This window comes from Gracilibacillus alcaliphilus, assembly GCF_016909015.1.
GTDB classification, from domain to species: domain Bacteria; phylum Bacillota; class Bacilli; order Bacillales; family Amphibacillaceae; genus Gracilibacillus; species Gracilibacillus alcaliphilus.
In genome coordinates this window covers 233,947-253,048 of the sequence record NZ_JAFBFA010000001.1, presented here as the reverse complement: position 1 = coordinate 253,048, position 19,102 = coordinate 233,947, and the positions used below count along the sequence as shown (strand labels likewise).

The window sequence follows — 19,102 nt, the reverse complement described above, 5'->3', positions numbered from 1 at the left end:
CCTCTAATTACTTAATACCTGAATGTGCCATCGTATTCATTACTTTGCTTTGCATAAAAATAAAAATAACGAGATTTGGTACAAACATAATCAATGCCGCTGCTGCTGCCATCCCTTGACCGGCCACTGTATTTCCCCCTGTATCCACTGCTAAGGTAGACATGTAAAAAGCAAATGTCTTTAAGTTCTCATCATCAACAAATAAGGTCGATGTTTCGGCATTATTCCAGACCGCTTGGAATGATAAAATTGCGATCGTCGCTATTGCTGGTTTCACAAGCGGAACAATGATTTTCCTGAATATTTGAAAATCATTGGCGCCATCTATCTTGGCCGCTTCAATTAATTCATCAGGGATTTGGTCAATAAATTGTTTAACCAAAAATAACCCAACAGGCATTGCTAATAGTGGGAAAATGTGTGCCACAAAGGTATTCAACAGACCAATCTCATCCATTAACAAGTATCGCGGAATCGTAACAGCAGCCGGAACAAACATTAATGCCAATGTGTTGATTTCAAACAATGTTTTCTTTAATTTGAACTGCTTTTTGGATAAGGCAAAACCGGCCATAGTACTGATAATGATGGTAAATAACACGACAATACTGGTGACTACAATACTATTAAACAAGTACCTGGACATTGGCACACCTGTATCATTTGAGTTTTGTACTAAATCCTGAAAGTTTTGCACAGTAGGTTTTTGGACAAAAAATCTGGGCGGATAAGCAAACAGCTCATCAATTGGTTTTAATGCGTGCGAGAATATATATACAATCGGCAGCAACATTAATATGCTAATTGGTATTAAGATCGCATAGAATTTGAGCTGACTCTTATGAAAACGATCTGGGTTAATTTTTGAGCCATGAAATGAGGCCATTTCTAATTCCTCCTCTTCTTAGTTGTCCTTTTCTCCAAATAATTTCATCGCTATTTTTGAGAATCCGTAAATAAAGAGTAATAATAAAACAGACAAAGCAGCCGCATAACCCATTTCATAACGGATAAATCCAAAATCCTCCAAATGGTTAACAATTAGTTGACCGGCATATTGTGGTGTTGGATTCTGACCTGATAATTCCACACCAATTGCTCCTGCCTGAAAGGTGGTAACAACCGCCATTACGGCACCAAACAGCATTTGCGGCTTCATGGATGGAATCGTAATATAGACAATTTCCTGGAAGCGATTCTTAATACCATCAATATAGGCCGCCTCATAGATTTCTTGATCAATGTTTAATACACCTGATAACATTGCCAAAAAGCCTACCCCCATGCTCCCCCACAGCGTGACGACAATCATAATAATCATCAAATATTCAGGAGACTGAAGAAACTGTATTGGTTGATTAATAAATCCCATCGAAATCAATAAACTATTGAGATAACCAGCCTCATCACCACTAAAAATAATTTTCCAAACAACTGCCATCGCAATACCCGCTGTCATAGATGGCGAATATAAAATCAATGCCATAATGGTCCTCGGCACCTTGGAAATCTGTGCCAACATCCAGGCCAATAAGAAAGCCAAAATATATCCGCCAGGTCCAACAATTACTGCAAAAATTAACGTATTTGGTAATACAAATTGCATAAAGGTATTATCTTGTGTCAGAATATTCACATAATTATCCAGGCCAATAAAACTCGGTCGTTCAATCGCATTGAAGTAACTGAAAGACAAGCCGATTGCAATCGTAACCGGAATAATAATAAAGGTGGTAAACAATATGACATAAGGAGCCAGAAAGATTGTCGTACTTACTTGATTATTCTTCATCTTCTCCCAGCCACCTTTCCACTTCCTCTATCGTTGGTACAGGATAAGGTTTGGTTATTTCTCCATTCGCTATATAACCAAACTCCTCCATCTTTCTTCTCATTTCACGATTTATTAAAATAACACTGTCATCGACAGACGCCCTGATATTGTCTCCATCAAATACTGCTCGATTCCAGGCATTACTAATCTCACGTTCTACCATATAGGCGTATGGGGTTTTCGGAACTTCATGTAAATACTCCCATTGTTCTAAGATGACTTCCTTATGTTCCTCTGGTAATGGTGATTGTTTAAAGGCCTCCAAATTAGCAGTATTCCACATATATTCCGGCCCATACAACGTTTGCAGTGTAGTGCCATATTCCACCTGTGTCTCTTCGTCCATCCACCATTTTAATAACTTCCATGCCTCATCCTGTTGATCACTGCCTTCAAAAATCATTGCTGCTTGCCCTGAACCGGCAGCCCAGCGTTCTACTTCCCCCTCCTCATTCTCTACTCCCGGATGTGGAGTAACGTCCCACCAGCCGGATATTTCAGGGGCAGCTGTAGTCAGCTCGACATAGGTCCCAAATGGAGCTATACCAATCGGCAGTGTTGCATAACGAAAATGATTATAAAATCTAGGTACCTGTAGTGGCATACTATAAATGGTGCTTAAGTTAGACATAAATTGAATACCTTCTAAAGCTTTATCTTCATCAATCACTGTTCCAAATCCATCCTCTTGGAAAATATCCCCGCCAAATTGATAAATAAAAGGAGAAGTCGTTTGGAACGCCTTAAATGCGGATTCTTCTGCTAAAGGCGTATAGTAATTTAATCCATATCTCTGCAATTCCGGCAAAATTTCGATTACCTCTTCCCATGTATTAGGGATGGGAAGATTCAATTCGTCCATAATATCTTTTCGATAGAATTGTACGAAAAAGTCTTGTGTTTCAGGAAGTGCATAAACACTATCTTCTACAATCATCGGTAGGAATGCACCTGGTGAAAATTGCTGGCCAACTGCCGCAAAATCATCAAATTGTCTTAAATCAACCGCAGCACCACGGATAGCCAGTTCATAAGGGATCCAATTACTTACACCAACAGCTAAGTCAGGCTGCGTATCAGCTGCACTTGCTAAGACTAATTTTGACTCATCAGGCATTAACGAGAATTTCACATCAATACCTGTCTCCGGTGTAAAACTTTGATCTGCCATTTGCTGCATCAATTCCACATATTGACGAGGTCTGTTAACCCAAACTTCCAAGGTGTCGTCCGCTACATCAGATGCTGCCAAATTTTCTTCTGTAAAAGATTGAAAGAAACTATAGAGAGCATCCTGGATCCTTACCCATAAACTCGCTTCCACTGCTGGCAGTTGTACATCTCCATGGAGATAAAATTGATCTAGTAATAACGGCTGATCCAGCAAATTGGAACGAATATCTCCTAAAAATTGCGAAACAGAATTCGATCCAGTCGACAATTCCGTTAAGCGATTCGGGATTTGATCAGGTTTATTAGCTAAAGTGGTTAATTTATCGATCGCTATTTTCAAAGATGAGATTTCCGTTGAATCTTCCCCTGTACTTAAGGAAGATAAATAATCCATCTCTGCTTCCAATTGTTCTGCCCAATTTATCAGATCTTGATCAATACCAGGTAAGTATTCCTCTATATCCCAATCTCTTGTCCCTTGCTGGTTGCCTGTTAATTTTCGAATCGAAAGAGATAATTCTTCAATTTCCCGCATTACTTCATCAATCGTAAATAATGCCGGGGCATGAGGATAGGCGTTAGCCTGTAAAGTAATCGTATTGGTTCCTGCTTCCAAATAAAATAGGTAAGGTTCATCTTGTTCATCACTTAATGTTTCCCGATACCAATTTTTGCTGTATGGGAAAGAATAGGCCTCTGCTTCCTCGAAAGGTACTTCTCCATTAATAAGAACCGTTCGATATACAGGTGAACTTGTTTCTTTGTCTTGCATGGCCTTAAACGATAATTGATAAAGGCCGGTTTTTTCTACTTCTACTTCCCAGCTGACTGCTTGACCCGGTGTGTCCCATGAGTCTCCCCCTAGGGTATTCAAATGTTGCATATCACTGTCATACGGATGAACAGAAGGGTTAGAAGTTGCTACCGGCCGAATATAGGAACTATTCTTATCTGACAACCGTTCAGCCTCTTGGATAAGCAGTTCATCTTGTATTTCCTCGTCTGCATATTGCTGTTGATACTCTTCATAAGTGCTAACCGGTTGAGGCGAATGAATATACATTTTACCAACCAGCATCTCGCCACGCAGATTATTTAAAGTAATCGTATTTTTGCCCTCTTTCAAGTGAAACATTAGCGGTTTATTATATAAAAATTGAGAATCTTCTACTTTGATATGCTGCCAAGTGGACACTTTTTGCTGCTCAGGAATAATTTCATTCCCTGCCCGATCCATTGCAAAGGTGTCTGTTGCATTCTCCCAAAAACTCGGAAAAACAATCCGCCGGCTTTCTTCATATTGATATTCTCCATTGATTTGGATGGCACCTTCTATTGGAATAATCGTATCCCCTTGTGGTAAATAATCAAAAGCGATCTCATATAAGCCTTCTTCGTCTACTTCGACTTCTGCTGTTAAGGCTTCTTGATTATGCCAATAGAACACACTATCCCCATAATCTTGACTCTCTGCAGCGGATAATAGTGATTCCTCATTCCCAATGAAGTTGGCAGGAGGGGCGGATTGCTCAAATGGAGCAATCCGATCCAGCTCTGTTTCCTGCCATTCGTTGAGTTTGGAGTAATAATGCTCATCTACTGGAACCTCTTCCTCATCATCAGCCTTCACTATGAAAGTTGGCATAATCAATAAAATGATGATAGATACAAACATTATTTTTGCTCTCATGCTGTTACCCTCCCCAACTTCCTTGTCACCTTTAATTCTCCAATGCTTCTAGAGCTTCTTGGTATTTACTATTGGCTAAGTCGTTTACTTGTTGTGCGTAATTTTCATAGTTAATGTCACCAGTTACGGCATTTTCTAATAAAGTACCAATTGAAGCATTGGCTTCATCACCAATCTCTACTCCTGTCGCTGCTTCCCAACGGGATTGCCCATATCCTGGTGTTGTTTTAAACGGCTCTACTACAGCGTTATCTATATTCTCAAAGGCCTTCTCTAGCCCAGGTAAATCCACATCTGCAAAATATGCATCGATAACTTCTTGATCGGTTGTTAATGGTAAACGATCGATAGTGATCGTCTCTGATTCTTCTGCAATGGCAAGACGTTTCAGATAGCCATCCTTGCCGAAGCCCATCCATTTAGCTAATAGATAAGCTTCTTCTGGATGTTCAGTGGAACTGGATATACCATAGTAGTCATGGGTGATCAGGTTTCGTTCACCCGGAATACCAATGAAATCCCACTCAAAGTCGGATTGCTCGCCTAAGCCGCTAATGGCCCATGTACCATCCCATCTGATCCCAATCCCTTGGTTAAACCAAACTTCATTCGAATCTTCTCCATTAAAGTTAGCTTTCTGATCGTCTGTTAACGCTTCATAGGCATAACCATTACTGTTAATACCTAGGGAAAAGTCAATTCCATTGATAAATTCATTGCTATCTAAGTGATAACCCTCTTCATTGAATGTGTACCAGCCTAATTCCTCATTTGCTGCAGCAGGGTACCAGTCAATAATAGAAAATGTTTGATTTAAACCGATAATACCTTGATTGATGTTCGTTACATTGCGAACCGCTTCATTAAATGCATCTAAATCCATTCCTAATTCAGGTACATCTAAGTTAGCGTTTTCAAATAAATCTTTATTGACATAGTAACCCAGCATATGCTGTGAAGCAGGTATAGCATAGATTTGGTCACCCATTGTAATTGCTTCTACTACAGAGTCTGGTAAACTAGCAAATTCTTCATCTTCTTCTAGATACGGTTTGACATCCAGCATCCAATCATTTGCTACTCCTGTCGGAACATTGGTAATGGAAAATACATCCGGCATATTGCTTGCACTAGCTGCAGCTGCTAATGATTCTTCCCATGGATCACCAATTGATTCATCAATTTCCACTTTAATATCTGGATATTCTTCCATAAAAGCTTCTAGCATGAGACGATTGATGTTCTCATCTCCTTCTGTTCCAAAAGACCAACTCGCCATCTTTAAAACTACTTGATCTCCACTTGCTTCTGTGTCACTATTTTCTTCTGTTGGCTCTGTGTTCTCATTGTTACAAGCAGCTAGAAGCATGACCAGCAAACCAAAAACAATGAATGATACCCATTTTTTCATGTTGATACACTCCTTTGTTATTTTTAAACTAACTTTTATCTTTATTGAAACGTTTCAATAAACTACCAAATAAAATGGTGATTTTTATCACTGATTCACCACCAATATGTGCTGTCCATCGCCTCTCAAGAATCCGCTTACATAAAGTTGCCCATTCACCCTTAAATCGATGCAGATCTAAGGATGAAGCATGAATGTTATGAAGATTCCCTCTCAATAAATTCAATTGGAATCGATGTTTGTTTATTAAAATCTGTCTTATTTATCTTGTCAAATAACATTTTGGCGGCTACAGCCCCCCATTCTTTTTGGTTGACCTGTACGGTTGATAACGCTGGTTGGAAATATTTAGCTATCTCAATATTATCAAACCCTACAAATGCTATATCATTTGGTACTTGCATACCTTTTTGTTGTACGGCTTTAATCGCACCCATTGCCATCTCATCATTGGCAGAAATAAAGGCTGTCGGATAGTCTGCTTCTTGCTTTAAATATTCCTTCATCGTCAACAAACCACTTACTTCAGTAAAGTCTGCTCGAATAATATCTTTTGGAGAAACCACTAAACCGCGTTGCTCCATCGACTCTTGAAAACCTTCCAAACGTTTTTCTCCATCGAAAGATTGCTGTCCGCCAGCTATAAAACCAATTCGTCGATGTCCTCGTTGAATCAAATGATCCACTGACTGCTCAATTCCTTGCTTATTTGGCAAAAGGATCTGCTCGATATGAGGATTATCAATTTCACGGTCCAGCACAACAAATGGATACTTCTCACTTGCTAAGACATGCAATAAATCATTATCAATATGATAATTTAAAATAATGGCACCGCCAACATAACGTTCCTTCAACAGACGGTGCATATCTGCAGAAGCGCAAACCACCATCTCATAGCCATTTTTCTCCACTTCATTTTGAATACCTTCCAACATCTCGTTAAAGAACGGCCCTTTAAATCCACTTAGGAATAATCCAATAATTTCACTCTTGTTCTTTTTCAAATTCTTGGCATTACCATTTGGATGATAACCAAGATCACGGGCGGCTTGTAACACTTTCTCTCTTGTCCCTTTGGAAATAAGCTTACTTCCGTTGATGACATAAGAGACTGTTGAAATACTTACATTAGCTTTCTTAGCAACATCTTTTAATGTAGGCATATTTTTTCCCCTTTTGATACTCTCTTTAAAGTTTATTGAAACGTTTGAATTAACTATAAAACATTCCGTAAGCGATTTCAAGTCTTTTCTATAATTTTTGTGGTTTTTTCCAATTATAAATCAAATTATTATCTAAAGATAAGCGTTTTCTTACTTATAAATAAAGGATTTTTTTGCCGATGATACTCTTGACGCCACTGGAAAAATAAGCTATAGTGTATTCAAGCAAAGAAGAATTTGGGTTCATTATTATTAGGTGGCTTCTAGAAGAAGGAGTGGAATAGTGATCCTACACTTCTCTAGCAGCTGCCTTTTTCATTTTTTGCCCAATCTTGTTTGTATTACCACGTTATTTGCGTGAAAAGCTTTAGGAGGAAGATTACATGGAAAATGGTACAGTAAAATGGTTTAACGCAGAAAAAGGTTACGGTTTCATCCAATTGGAGGAAGGAAACGATGTGTTTGTACATTATTCCGCTATCCAACAAGAAGGTTTTAAAACATTAGAAGAAGGTCAGGAAGTAACTTTCGAAATTGTCGAAGGTGAACGCGGCCCTCAAGCTGCCAACGTTGAAAAAAAATAATCGATGATACAAAGGCGATGTGAAAACATCGCCTTTTCTTGTACATATAATCCCCAGATACCATAAAATATCCTCATGAAAAAACCGCTAGATAACTGACCTTTAACCCCCTTCAATCAGTCATAAGCAAAAAGCCAGTCACTTTACATATTCTGCATTATCTATAGGGTGATTTTGAATGTTGGTATGTGCTGGGCAACGCTTCGGAAATAAGCTGCGCTTTCCGCAGGCTTGAATTCCTGTGGGGTCTTCGCACTGCGTTATCCCTGCAGGAGTCTCCGCCTATTTCCTATGCTAGGGAACAGTGATACAATGATTAAAACTGCTAGCACATGGGGTTTATCCATCATGAGCCTACTTCTTGCATAAAGTGTAAAACTAGACGATAGCGCAGGCCAACTGCGCAGACTCCTATGGGAACAGGACGAGCTAAAGATCCACTAAAAAAGCGGTTTTCTTTTTTAGTTAGCTGAGGCCGTCCCCATGGAAAGCGAAGCGGTTGGCCGGAGCGAGGCTTGCACTCCTTTTAGGTCAACATTTAGACATAGCTAATTTACATATTCTGCATATGCAGCTTACATTTATGCATGGAGAGAAGCATGCATGTGGTTTCTAACGATATACTTCACCTCTCTCCTGACACTTACTTAGTCTTCCCTCTCAAAAGCAATCAAATTTGCACCATTTATCGCAATATGGTAATTTAATTAAATGATCAAGTACAACTTTCAACAGCAGAGAATTCTTTTCCCTCTGATTGTAAGCTTAACTTATCAGTACGAATAATGGAAAGGTTGGAGTCAATATTGCCTAATGAATTAATTTGGATATGCTTTGCTATTATACATTACATCTTCTTGTTGATTGCCTATCGCTTCTTTGGCAAAGCAGGATTATTTGTGTGGATTGGGATGGCAACGGTGATTGCCAACATCCAAGTATTAAAAACCGTAGAATTGGTTGGAGTAGTAGCCACCCTTGGCAATATCACCTTTGGGAGTATTTTCCTGGCTACAGATATCCTAAATGAGAATTATGGAAAGAAAACGGCCAAAAAAGCGGTATGGATGGGGTTCTTCTCTTTATTAGTGATGATGGTTTTGATGCAGGTTGTATTAAGGTTTGAACCACATGCAGAAGACTTTGCACAAGGCTCGCTTGAAACCATTTTTGAACTGATTCCTAATATCGCGATAGGCAGTATGGTTGCCTATTTATGCAGTCAATACCTAAATGTGTGGATTTATCGACGGATCAAAGGTCTCCTTCCTGATACCAAATATATTTGGGTGCGAAGTAATGGCAGTACGATGATTAGTCAGCTGCTCGACACCTTTATTTTCTGTTCGATCGCTTTTTATAACGTACACAGTTTCGAAATTTGGATCAGTATCTTTATTTCAACCTATGTAATTAAATTTATTGTGGCGGCTATGAATACACCATTTATTTATATAGCTAAACGAATGCAGACAAAAGCAGATAAGATGTGAGGTATAACAAATGATTGAAGTATACACAGATGCAGCTACCAAAGGAAATCCCGGACCAAGCGGTATCGGGATTTATCTAAAGCAGGACAGCCATCAGATAGAAGAATCGCATTATATTGGGGAATACACCAATCATGAAGCAGAATTTATTGCGGTGCTGCAAGCATTACAACTATGTCAGCAGCAATTTCCTGGTGAAATTATCTCCTGTCGAACAGATTCTAAGGTAGTCGTGGAAACGATGGAGAAAAACCACACCAAAAATAAGTTCTTTTTACCGTATTTAGAACAAATCAATGAAATAAGTGCTTCTTTTCCTTATGTATTTTTTAAATGGATTTCAGACAAACAAAACAAGCATGCAGACATGCTGGCTCGTGCTGGACTAGCCAAACGAACTTAGAGTTATTCGATCAAGCCTTTTTGCCGGAGTAATGAAAGAGCTTGCTCTTCATGAACAACTTCATGCTGATAAAACAGTTCTAATAAGCTGATATAAAAACTTCTATTAAAAGATAATTGCAATTGTAGCGTAAACATAACTGCTAGCTTCACATGGTCTACTGTGGCATTCGTATATTTATGACCAAAATAAATGAACTGTACCTCGTCATCTGTCAGCTTAAAACCCTTGGACCATAAATGTTCTAAAAAATAGGCTAACCTCTCACTGTCTTTCAAGATAATCCCTCTTTTTCTTGATTGGTTTTATTACAAACCTGCCATCCATAGAGAATCAGCATCCTCAATCGGTGGCAGGCCTTGATTATGTTACTTAGCGCTGCTTCCTCAACAGAAATAAAAGATGAATGAACGCCTTTTGTTTATAACGTTTCATTATTTATCATGGTACAATCCTCATCTGTAGTAAGGTAGATATCATTCCTAGCGAAAAATTAATCCCCATTGCTGAAAATATCGGTTTATTTTTTCTACACAGCTATTTTCTTTGACCAAAATATTGATAATAATCTGTTCTGATAAAGGCATTGAACAGCTTGCGTTTTTTCGAGGCCTTTCTGCCAAATAATTGCTCAAATTGTTCATTGGCCGTTAAGATATAGATATTCCAAGTTGGGTAGTCTTTTAATACCTTGCCAAGTTCAGTATACATTGCCTCTACTTGCTGCTTATCCCCTATTCGTTCACCATATGGAGGGTTACTTACAATATAACCACCTTCCAGCTTGGAATGAAAATCAGTTGCCTGCATTTGCTTCCACTCTATTAAATCGGCTAAGCCTGCTTCTAAGGCATTCTCTCGTGATATCTCTGTCATTTTCGGATTTAAATCCGAACCAAAAATGGTTAGTTGCTTATCATACTCAGCCAGATCCTCTGCCTCTTCTAGAGACTGATCCCAAAGACTAGACGGAATAAATCCCCATTCTTCAGCAGCAAAGGAACGATTAAAGCCAGGCGCAATATTTTGGCCAATAAGGGCTGCTTCAATTGGAATCGTACCTGATCCACAGAATAGGTCATAAAATGGCTCATCATAGCGCCAATTTGTTAGCTTTACCAAGGCTGCGGCAAGTGTTTCTTTCAGTGGTGCCTCCCCCTGATTCACACGATAACCACGTTTATGTAAACCAGCACCAGATGTATCGATTGTTAAGGAGACTTTATCTTTCAGTAAAGCCACCTCAATCTTATAAGTGGCCCCTGTTTCTTGTAGCCAGCTAGCAATGCCATGTTTTTGTTTTAATTTCTCAACAATGGCCTTCTTTACAATCGATTGACAATCCGGTACACTGTATAATTTTGACTTGTGGGACTTCCCCGTTACTGGAAAACTGCCATCCTCCGGAATAAATTGTTCCCATGGTAAAGCCTTGGTCTGCTCAAATAATTCGTCATAACTATAAGCATGAAATTCACCTACCTGCAATTTCAAACGATCTGCCGTGCGTAACCACAGGTTACAACGCGGAATAGCACGAATATCTGCTTCAAATATCACTTTTCCGTTTTCTACAGTTACTTCTCCATAGCCGAGCTCACGAATTTCTTTGGCAACGATCGCCTCTAATCCCATTGCAGCTGTTGCAATTAATGTTACTTTATTTGTCATCTTATCCTGTCCTTCCTGGCTGGTCAGTTTGTACCTCGGTGCAAGCTTCCTTAAGCCTTCTATTTTCAGACTTGATTACAGTTCCAAAAGAGAATTACGGTCGCTAACACTTAGATTAGTCTACTTTATGCCAACTCTTATATGACTTGTAAAAATTTAGGGTGCCACTCTATAACAAAACCCCTTTTCGCATATAGAAAAAGGGGTTTTTATGGATATACAAAGACCGAATGAATGTTTCGTAAGCCATGTTCTGTCCTTTTATGTACTGCAAACGGTGGTCAGCCTCGTACAAAAGGTGTAATCATCTGTCTACGAACAGAAACTGCTCGTCCCTCGTTCGGTTGAATTCCCTACTAAAGGATGCCCCTACCAATATTTGGGTTGCTCACTCGAGGGGTTTACCTCGTTCCACCTAAATCGTTTCCTATTTAGCTACGTCACTGTGGCACTTTCAAGGTATTCACACCATATCTAAACAGACGTAGGTGTTTTCCCTGCCGTTAACCATCATTTGATAGTTACCTTGACTTATGATTTCGTCAAGCACGAACACTACAGACATCTCAGCCTGTGTGAGCATGGACTTTCCTCTGCACATCCAATGAAGGCTGCACAGCGATTACATCGACATTCATTCATGATTTAAAGCCTCTATCATTTTATCATGAATACGCCAATAGTCAATGGAAAACAAAGTTAATCATTTATTCTTCTTCAAACTTCTTGCCAAACACGGCCTTCTCTAAATTAGATAGACGTTTTAATACATCATAGTTTACTTGATGGTTCGATGCAGTTGGACGCACTCTTGTATTTTCTGTACTTCTCTTTAAGCGGTCATTTTCCTGTTGTAACCTGGTTAGTTCATCTTGGAAATATTCGTAATCTTGTATAATCTGATCAAGAAACTCGTCCACCTCTTCTTGATTATAACCTCTCATAGAAGTTTTAAATGTTTTCTCTAAAATATCTTTACCATTTAATTGATTTGTCATTCATTCCACCTCATTTTATCCATCTATTTCTTTTGGGTTCATTTAGATAGCGTAAGGAAACAATCTCTTATGCATCAAGTTGCTGTTCTCGAACGATGTCTTCTAAGTCTTCTGGAGTAATAAACATTAACTGGTACTGCTCCTGTTCCACCGCTTCTTTCATTTTTTCCAGCAAATATTGTACGGTTCCAGGAAAATCTTCATCCACTAGCAATACACCGCCTTCTGATTTATCAATTAACCAATAATCTTTGTTCATTAATTGATAAGGTGCCTGATATGTTTCATTATATAACGGCTGGAAATGATCTGCCTGCTCTGTGATCTCCAAATATTTCTGCTGATAAATCTCCGGCCATCTAGATTCATATTCCAAAAAAGGCGGAAATATTCCTAATTTAATGGGATACTCTTGCTTCAAATCAACAATAACCTCTGCCGCCCAAAGCTCTACTCCCATTTGACCTGTGGTAATCACCCATTCCAGTCCTTCTTCTGCTAAACTTACCAGCCTTTGCTTAATGGCTGCCTTGATAAATGGAATGCGTGGGTCTTTCTCATTTCTAATGTTCAACTCATATGGCTTGTTACCTGAAATGGTTATTATCTTCAATGTATAACCCTGCCTTCATTCCACTTTCTCTTAGTATAAAACAAATAGCAAATATATTCTAGTACTGGCTAGTAAGGATTAGCAAAGTAAGCCCTCTGTCTTATATAAATACAGCCTTCCCTAACAAAACTGTCTTTTTTACCACAAAAATAATAGGGCGAAAGTATGATATGGTGCTGTATCAGGACTTGTTGGATATGTATAATGAGTGCAGTGCTGATTTTGTAAAGACTTATCCTTTTAGTGCAGCGAACTGGAAAATATATCAGATTGTTCTGTTTCCACGTAAAAAGGCAAGCTAAGGCTTGCCTGCTCCATCATCATAACATTTTCTTATCTTGCTAGATAAATACTTCCTTTGGGACAGATGTTGAAGAATGACCATTTGTTGTGAGACTAACCCATTTCATTTTGTTTCACTATTATGTGTTGCTGGCTTCTTGACAACATTCAAAACTCAGAAAAATCATTCCATACTGTTTTAGCATCTTCGGCAGCCATTCATGTGTGGCGCCATCGGACCACCGTTCATATTTACCTGATTAGCCGATGTAGAACGTGGGAAATAATGCTGATTCGGCAAATGGTGATTGACCACTGTAGTGTGTGTCGGATGAATATGGTTTACTACGTTCTCACTACATGTATGCACAACATTACATTTAGTGGGATGTACTACTGTTTGTTCCGGTATTCTGCACCCCATCCTTGGCCGATAATGTCTCATTCGATCACCTCATTTATTCATCTTTCCCTTCTAGCATATGTCATGAGTGGAGGAATGTCTGAGGCAGTGACCTATTTCTTTGACATTTTATTCTACTTCTTTCTTTATCAATGAAAAAACGTAAAGCACTGATTGGTACAGTTCCATATATCTTGACTTCGGTGTATCAATGTAAAAACTATGAAGCAGCAATAATTTGATATTCTCCTCTGTCGAAGCAATTTGTTGTGGGTGTATACGGACATCTCGATTCTTGACAAAGTTTGTCGCCTCTATATACCATTTATCCACTAGTTCAAATAGGGGATCTGTCTCTTTTTTAACCAATTCAAAAAATTGTGGGTCACGCCGATTATCTGGGCGTTTATGTGTCAAATATTGCTGTTTTAATTGAGCCAATGCTTTTTCTATAGTATTTGTATAGGTTACAAGCTTCAATGATCTGCCGCCTTTCTAAGCTGAGTCATCATGTAAGACGTACTTGGCGTTTCTCGTTAGATACCAATACCCTTTTGCTGTTGAAACGGTATTAAGAAAAACCAAGAAGAGCATTTGATCCTTTACCTTTTAGCCAAGATGGATGTCCGCTGCGAGAAGTCACTTTCACTCAAGAGTACAAGTGCAACATCTGTTCAAGCAAAAGACACTTTCACAGTGTTTTCTATGCCGCCTGGCATGGCTTCAGCTATTCCCTTCTCTGGCTACAAGCGTCAACAACTAGACAGAGATTTGCATGATCTGAAGATCAACTTTTGCCAAGCGCTCTTCTTGGCAAAAGTTAGCTGAAGAGCATGCCCCTCGGAAAGCGAAACGGTTGGCCGCAGCGATTGCCTTGCTCTCCATATTTTCTACGGAGCTTATTTCTGAAATAGCTTAATAATAGCCGGTATTGGATTTCTTATTTTTGAAAAAAGCAGTAACATGATGATAATATAACAGTAACATGTTACACGGTAGAATGCTATTACGCCCCTTCTTTTTTTGTTAAGTCTTCCTTTACATACTCCATCTCCTGTTTTCTGGCCTCCCATTCATGTTCAATCCGTTCAAACATTTGGATAAGTTGATCCAGCTTCTGCTGACAAACCTCTTTATGATACATAAAATGATGGTTCATATCCATTCCTCCTTTATATATAGTGCGTGTTCAAAAAGTTGCCACATAAGAAGCAAGAAGGTCAAGGTGGCGAGTAGCGGAACGTATGCATTTAGATACGTGAGCAGATGTTCCTGCACGCAGAAAAAGAGTTCTTCTTTTTCAAGAAACGGAGAAACATGCCAACGAAGAGATTCGCCACTTATCATGTGGTGACTTTTTGAACAACCTCATATATTAAGATACTTCAACAAACAGCGGATAAATCCTCTGGCTTTGACAAAACTAGAAGCTAGATGACAGAAATAGATGTAATCATGTATGTTTCGGTTATAATTCGGCAAACTAATCTATAAAGAGATTGTTTAAAAAGGGGGGTAAGTACATGAAAAAGAAAAAGAATCAGCCTGCCAAAAAACAAGACAAAGAAATCCCGACTCAAAATGACAAAAAGTTGAATGGTCCTAATCGACCTTCCACTTAAGCGATGCCCTAGCCGACAGCATTTGATTGTATGTCGGCTCCTTTATTTTCCTTTTATCCCCTTTATAACAAGCCGATTTACCCCTAATAAATGTTACATTTTTTCGAATTTATAGGTGATATGGCTCCCTTTACTGCAGGCTGTTTAAATACATTTTCGTTGAAGAATTTTGCTACTTAGCGTATGATAAATTTAGCTGTCTCTTAACCAAAAAACGGCTTGTGTTGATGATATGTAGGAGGGAAGAAAATGCAATATCCAAATGGAAGGAGATCATCAGCCAACTCAAATAAGTTTACAAGTAAGCTTACCACATACAGTAATCGAGGTATGACACTAGAAGAAGATATCAATGAAACGAATCAATATTATTTAGCACATAATAAAGCAATTGTTCATAAGAAACCCATACCGATACAGATTGTCCATGTGGATTATCCAAAAAGGAGTGCTGCCGTCATCAAGGAAGCATACTTTAAACAAGCTTCCACTACGGACTACAATGGAATATTTAAGGGAAGACATATCGACTTTGAAGCAAAAGAAACGAAAAACAAACATTCTTTTCCATTAAACAATATCCATCAACATCAAATTGATCATATGACACAAATATTAGAGCATGATGGAATTTGCTTTTTGATTATTCGTTTCCAAGCAAGACAAGAAACTTTTTTTTTCCCGGCTGAGAAATTATTGATTTACTGGAAAGATCAATTTTCAGATGGAAGAAAATCAATTCGTTATGAAACTGTGAAAAAGGAAGGCTATATAATACCCGTCAAATATCAAGCAAAGGTAGATTACCTGGATGTTATTGACAAGTATTATATGAAGAACGGGGGAAGATCTAATGGCAGATAACAGCCAAAGTAGAACAGAAAGAAGAAAACAACAACAAAAACAGCAAAAAAGTAAGCCATTGTGGAAAAGATTATTCAAATATGCACTAATCGCCGTATTGTTATTTGGATTAGGTGTTGGTGTACTATTCTCATACTATGTTATTACAGCGCCTAAATTAGATGCTGCATTATTATCAGACCCAACAACAACTAACTTGTATGATATAAATGAAGAGGTATTTGCAAAGCTCGGTGCAGAGAAACGAACGAAAATAACCTATGATGACCTGCCTCCGGTTTTGATCGATGCCATTTTGGCAACGGAAGATGTACGTTTTAATGAACATATTGGGATAGACTTTAGGAGAATTGGCGGGGCAATTCTTGCCAATATACGGGATGGCTTCGGGGCGCAAGGTGCCAGTACCATCACCCAGCAAGTAGTAAAGAGTTCCTTTCTAACCAATGATAAGCAGTTAAAGCGGAAAGTACAAGAGCAATGGCTAGCCTTAAGGCTGGATGCTCGCTATTCGAAAGAGGAAATTTTTGAGATGTATGTCAACAAGATTTATTACGGCGCCGGCGCTTATGGTGTTGCAATGGCAGCGGAAATTTATTTTGGCAAGACAGATTTAAACGATTTAACCTTGACAGAGGCCGCTATTTTGGCCGGTTTACCGCAACGACCTTCTGCTTATGATCCATTCGTTAATCCGGATTTGACGGAACAAAGAATGAATACCGTGCTTAACTATATGGTACAGCATAACAAGATTTCGGAAGAAGAAGCCGACGAAGCGCGGGATGTAAATATTGAAGACTTACTTGCTGATAAACGACCTGACTTTGTTAAGTATGAATCATTTATCCAACAAGTTCGTGATGAAGTAATGGAAAAGACAGGTGCCGATATTTATGAAGACGGCTTAGAAGTATATACAACCTTAGATCCAAATGCACAAGAGCATGTTGAACTATTACTAAGCGACAGTGAAAATAACCCTGTATCCTATGGCGGTGATGATGAACTGCAAGCTGGTTTAGTTGTCATGGATACACAGATGGGTGCGATTCGGGCAATCGGCGGCGGCCGGAATCGTGAAAACGACGGCTGGAACTATGCAATTGATGGTGATGGCCGTCAAGGCGGATCAGCGATGAAACCAATTATTGCATATGGTCCAGCTATCGAATACTTGAAATGGTCTACCTATGAGCAAATTAATGATGATAAACCGTATGAAGTTGCTGGTTCTTCCGCACCAATTAGGAACTGGAATCGGCAGTATCAAGGTTGGATGAGTGCACGCTATGCTCTGCAATGGTCCCTAAATGTGCCAGCAGCTAAAGCCTTTGAAGAAGTCGGTACAAATAATGTGAAAGAATTCTCGGATAACCTTGGCTTTGATTTTGAAAACGTCTCTGTCCGTGATGCGATTGGCGGTACTGATAATGGAGTTACTCCGCTGCAAATGGCCGGTGCTTACAGTGCATTCGGTAATGAGGGGATCTATCATGAACCATATTCTGTTATCAGTATTACCTACCCGGATGAACGTACAGAAGAATTAGAGCCAGAGTCAGAGATTGCCATGTCTGATTATACAGCTTACATGGTCACCGATATGTTGAAAACCGTAGTACAAAGCGGAACTGGTACAGATGCCGCTGTTCCAGGGGTACCTATAGCTGGTAAGACGGGTACCACAAACCTTGAAGATGAACCAGGCAGTCCGGATTCATGGTTTGTCGGCTACTCAACCAATTATACGGTATCTGTTTGGACCGGATATGATAAACGAAAAGCGATTAGTGATACTAATATTGCCAAACATTTATTTAGGGAAACAATGACTTATCTGTCTCAGAATATCGAAACTCAAGATTTCACCATGCCTGATTCTGTCGTGGAAATGGATATTGAACGAGGATCCAATCCAGCTCAACGCCCAAGCAGTTTCACGCCAAGTTCACAGATTGTGACTGAATTATTTGTAAAAGGTACGGAGCCTGGTTCTGGTGCAGTTTCCGAAAGGTTTGAGGAATTAGAGGCCGTTTCTGGCCTGTCCGCAGAATACAATGAAGACGAAGATAAGATTGTGGCTAGTTGGGATCACGATAAAAGTGGTGTCGAATTTAGAATTTCTGCCGGAACAGATGGTTCATTAGAAGAACTGACTACTACTAAGAAAAAACAAATCGAAATCTCTAATGTGGAAAAAGGTCAGTCCTACACGATTGAAGTGGTTGCCTTTAATGATGAAATGGAGAGTGATCCTGCCTCTGTTACAGTGGATACGGCCTCTGAAGAGTCAGAAGATCTCCCAGCTGTGAGTGGTCTCCAGCAATCATTTGACGCAGAGAATCGTTCGGCTCTAATCAGCTGGCAATATAGTCATGATGGACCGATTGAATTTGACATAAGTGTACAGCAAAGCGGAGAAACGATCGATAATTTTAATACAAGTCAACAATCGGTGAATATCACACAATTAGAGTTAGGTACTACCTATACAATTCATGTGACACCTGTATTAACAAGTGATGGTACACGAGGTCCTTCAGCCAGTGTTCAAGTCTCTACAGAAGGTATGGAGGAAGACGAGCCGGATGAAGACGAAACGGAAGAACCTGTTCCACCTGATGAATCAGAAGAAGAACAGCCAGAAGATAATACAGAAGAAGAGCCAGAGCAGCCAGCAAATGAAACAGAACAAGAAGAACCGCAGCAAGAAGAGGACAATGAAGACACTAGTGATCAGGAAACAACAGAAGATCAAGAACAACAGACAGAGGATCAACCTAGTCAAACAGAACAACCGTCTAATGATGGAGCAGATGAAACAGAATAAAGCAATGAATAATAAAAACAAGGAAACTGTTGGACAATAATAGTGCAACAGTTTCCTTGTTT

General features: G+C 39.2%; 18 protein-coding genes and 1 other RNA gene. 6 read left to right on the top strand and 13 right to left on the bottom strand.

Annotated features, from left to right (window positions below):
- Positions 1 to 7: 7 nt before the first annotated feature.
- The 5 genes from JOD18_RS01355 to JOD18_RS01335 all read right to left on the bottom strand — a co-directional run bounded on the left by JOD18_RS01355 (position 8) and on the right by JOD18_RS01335 (position 7,274).
- Complete coding sequence (locus JOD18_RS01355; protein ID WP_204667078.1) at positions 8 to 886, bottom strand: carbohydrate ABC transporter permease; 879 nt, start codon at positions 884 to 886, stop codon at positions 8 to 10.
- 18 nt (positions 887 to 904) lie between these two features.
- Positions 905 to 1,792: a carbohydrate ABC transporter permease gene (locus tag JOD18_RS01350; protein ID WP_204667077.1), complete on the bottom strand. Its 888-nt coding sequence runs from the start codon at positions 1,790 to 1,792 to the stop codon at positions 905 to 907.
- Positions 1,782 to 4,697 (bottom strand): extracellular solute-binding protein, encoded by a 2,916-nt coding sequence (locus JOD18_RS01345; RefSeq protein ID WP_239587839.1) that lies wholly within the window; start codon positions 4,695 to 4,697, stop codon positions 1,782 to 1,784. Before JOD18_RS01345 ends, JOD18_RS01350 begins: the two co-directional genes overlap by 11 nt.
- A 31-nt stretch (positions 4,698 to 4,728) precedes the next feature.
- A complete protein-coding gene (locus JOD18_RS01340; protein WP_204667076.1) occupies positions 4,729 to 6,108 on the bottom strand; it encodes an ABC transporter substrate-binding protein in 1,380 nt (459 codons plus the stop codon).
- A 197-nt stretch (positions 6,109 to 6,305) separates the two neighbouring features.
- Positions 6,306 to 7,274: a LacI family DNA-binding transcriptional regulator gene (locus JOD18_RS01335; protein WP_204667075.1), complete on the bottom strand. Its 969-nt coding sequence runs from the start codon at positions 7,272 to 7,274 to the stop codon at positions 6,306 to 6,308.
- A gap of 383 nt (positions 7,275 to 7,657) precedes the next feature.
- Here JOD18_RS01335 and JOD18_RS01330 point away from each other — a divergent pair, with 383 nt between their 5' ends.
- From JOD18_RS01330 to JOD18_RS01320, 3 genes are all read left to right on the top strand, one after another.
- Positions 7,658 to 7,858 carry a cold-shock protein gene (locus JOD18_RS01330; RefSeq protein WP_204667074.1) on the top strand — a complete coding sequence of 67 codons (201 nt, stop codon included), beginning with the start codon at positions 7,658 to 7,660 and terminating at the stop codon, positions 7,856 to 7,858.
- A gap of 806 nt (positions 7,859 to 8,664) precedes the next feature.
- Positions 8,665 to 9,351 carry a queuosine precursor transporter gene (locus JOD18_RS01325; protein ID WP_204667073.1) on the top strand — a complete coding sequence of 229 codons (687 nt, stop codon included), beginning with the start codon at positions 8,665 to 8,667 and terminating at the stop codon, positions 9,349 to 9,351.
- A gap of 10 nt (positions 9,352 to 9,361) precedes the next feature.
- Positions 9,362 to 9,754, top strand: coding sequence for a ribonuclease HI family protein (locus JOD18_RS01320; protein WP_204667072.1), 393 nt, complete (start codon positions 9,362 to 9,364; stop codon positions 9,752 to 9,754).
- A gap of 2 nt (positions 9,755 to 9,756) precedes the next feature.
- Here the strand turns inward: JOD18_RS01320 and JOD18_RS01315 are convergent, their stop codons facing one another.
- From JOD18_RS01315 to JOD18_RS01280, 8 genes are all read right to left on the bottom strand, one after another.
- Positions 9,757 to 10,032 carry a DUF6123 family protein gene (locus tag JOD18_RS01315; protein WP_204667071.1) on the bottom strand — a complete coding sequence of 92 codons (276 nt, stop codon included), beginning with the start codon at positions 10,030 to 10,032 and terminating at the stop codon, positions 9,757 to 9,759.
- A 259-nt stretch (positions 10,033 to 10,291) separates the two neighbouring features.
- Positions 10,292 to 11,425 (bottom strand): THUMP domain-containing class I SAM-dependent RNA methyltransferase, encoded by a 1,134-nt coding sequence (locus JOD18_RS01310; RefSeq protein WP_204667070.1) that lies wholly within the window; start codon positions 11,423 to 11,425, stop codon positions 10,292 to 10,294.
- A 239-nt stretch (positions 11,426 to 11,664) separates the two neighbouring features.
- An RNA gene (gene rnpB / locus JOD18_RS01305) (RNase P RNA component class B) lies at positions 11,665 to 12,059 on the bottom strand.
- A 73-nt stretch (positions 12,060 to 12,132) separates the two neighbouring features.
- Entirely contained in the window at positions 12,133 to 12,423 is a 291-nt protein-coding gene (gene gpsB, locus JOD18_RS01300) for a cell division regulator GpsB (protein WP_204667069.1), read from the bottom strand.
- A gap of 67 nt (positions 12,424 to 12,490) precedes the next feature.
- On the bottom strand, positions 12,491 to 13,036 hold the full coding sequence (locus JOD18_RS01295; RefSeq protein ID WP_204667068.1) for an SLOG family protein: 546 nt from the start codon (positions 13,034 to 13,036) through the stop codon (positions 12,491 to 12,493).
- Between the two features lie 481 nt (positions 13,037 to 13,517).
- Positions 13,518 to 13,763, bottom strand: coding sequence for a CotD family spore coat protein (locus tag JOD18_RS01290; RefSeq protein ID WP_204667067.1), 246 nt, complete (start codon positions 13,761 to 13,763; stop codon positions 13,518 to 13,520).
- A gap of 87 nt (positions 13,764 to 13,850) precedes the next feature.
- Positions 13,851 to 14,201 carry a DUF1798 family protein gene (locus JOD18_RS01285; protein ID WP_204667066.1) on the bottom strand — a complete coding sequence of 117 codons (351 nt, stop codon included), beginning with the start codon at positions 14,199 to 14,201 and terminating at the stop codon, positions 13,851 to 13,853.
- 526 nt (positions 14,202 to 14,727) lie between these two features.
- Positions 14,728 to 14,880, bottom strand: a complete 153-nt coding sequence (locus tag JOD18_RS01280) for a hypothetical protein (RefSeq protein WP_204667065.1) — start codon at positions 14,878 to 14,880, stop codon at positions 14,728 to 14,730.
- A 364-nt stretch (positions 14,881 to 15,244) separates the two neighbouring features.
- Here JOD18_RS01280 and JOD18_RS01275 point away from each other — a divergent pair, with 364 nt between their 5' ends.
- The 3 genes from JOD18_RS01275 (at position 15,245) to JOD18_RS01265 (ending at position 19,040) form a co-directional block, all read left to right on the top strand.
- Positions 15,245 to 15,343 carry a spore protein gene (locus tag JOD18_RS01275; protein WP_204667064.1) on the top strand — a complete coding sequence of 33 codons (99 nt, stop codon included), beginning with the start codon at positions 15,245 to 15,247 and terminating at the stop codon, positions 15,341 to 15,343.
- A gap of 249 nt (positions 15,344 to 15,592) precedes the next feature.
- Positions 15,593 to 16,207, top strand: a complete 615-nt coding sequence (recU, locus tag JOD18_RS01270) for a Holliday junction resolvase RecU (RefSeq protein WP_204667063.1) — start codon at positions 15,593 to 15,595, stop codon at positions 16,205 to 16,207.
- On the top strand, positions 16,197 to 19,040 hold the full coding sequence (locus JOD18_RS01265) for a PBP1A family penicillin-binding protein (protein ID WP_204667062.1): 2,844 nt from the start codon (positions 16,197 to 16,199) through the stop codon (positions 19,038 to 19,040). Before recU ends, JOD18_RS01265 begins: the two co-directional genes overlap by 11 nt.
- Positions 19,041 to 19,102: the final 62 nt, after the last annotated feature.

Excerpts from the sequence above, each read along its gene's own strand:
- JOD18_RS01280 (WP_204667065.1), bottom strand. The coding sequence starts at position 14,880 with ATGAACCATCATTTTATGTATCATAAAGAGGTTTGTCAGCAGAAGCTG.
- gpsB (WP_204667069.1), bottom strand. The coding sequence starts at position 12,423 with ATGACAAATCAATTAAATGGTAAAGATATTTTAGAGAAAACATTTAAA.
- JOD18_RS01310 (WP_204667070.1), bottom strand. The coding sequence starts at position 11,425 with ATGACAAATAAAGTAACATTAATTGCAACAGCTGCAATGGGATTAGAG.
- JOD18_RS01275 (WP_204667064.1), top strand. The coding sequence starts at position 15,245 with ATGAAAAAGAAAAAGAATCAGCCTGCCAAAAAACAAGACAAAGAAATC.
- JOD18_RS01350 (WP_204667077.1), bottom strand. The coding sequence starts at position 1,792 with ATGAAGAATAATCAAGTAAGTACGACAATCTTTCTGGCTCCTTATGTC.
- recU (WP_204667063.1), top strand. The coding sequence starts at position 15,593 with ATGCAATATCCAAATGGAAGGAGATCATCAGCCAACTCAAATAAGTTT.
- JOD18_RS01345 (WP_239587839.1), bottom strand. The coding sequence starts at position 4,697 with ATGAGAGCAAAAATAATGTTTGTATCTATCATCATTTTATTGATTATG.
- JOD18_RS01355 (WP_204667078.1), bottom strand. The coding sequence starts at position 886 with ATGGCCTCATTTCATGGCTCAAAAATTAACCCAGATCGTTTTCATAAG.
- JOD18_RS01290 (WP_204667067.1), bottom strand. The coding sequence starts at position 13,763 with ATGAGACATTATCGGCCAAGGATGGGGTGCAGAATACCGGAACAAACA.
- JOD18_RS01330 (WP_204667074.1), top strand. The coding sequence starts at position 7,658 with ATGGAAAATGGTACAGTAAAATGGTTTAACGCAGAAAAAGGTTACGGT.
- JOD18_RS01320 (WP_204667072.1), top strand. The coding sequence starts at position 9,362 with ATGATTGAAGTATACACAGATGCAGCTACCAAAGGAAATCCCGGACCA.
- JOD18_RS01340 (WP_204667076.1), bottom strand. The coding sequence starts at position 6,108 with ATGAAAAAATGGGTATCATTCATTGTTTTTGGTTTGCTGGTCATGCTT.
- JOD18_RS01265 (WP_204667062.1), top strand. The coding sequence starts at position 16,197 with ATGGCAGATAACAGCCAAAGTAGAACAGAAAGAAGAAAACAACAACAA.
- JOD18_RS01335 (WP_204667075.1), bottom strand. The coding sequence starts at position 7,274 with ATGCCTACATTAAAAGATGTTGCTAAGAAAGCTAATGTAAGTATTTCA.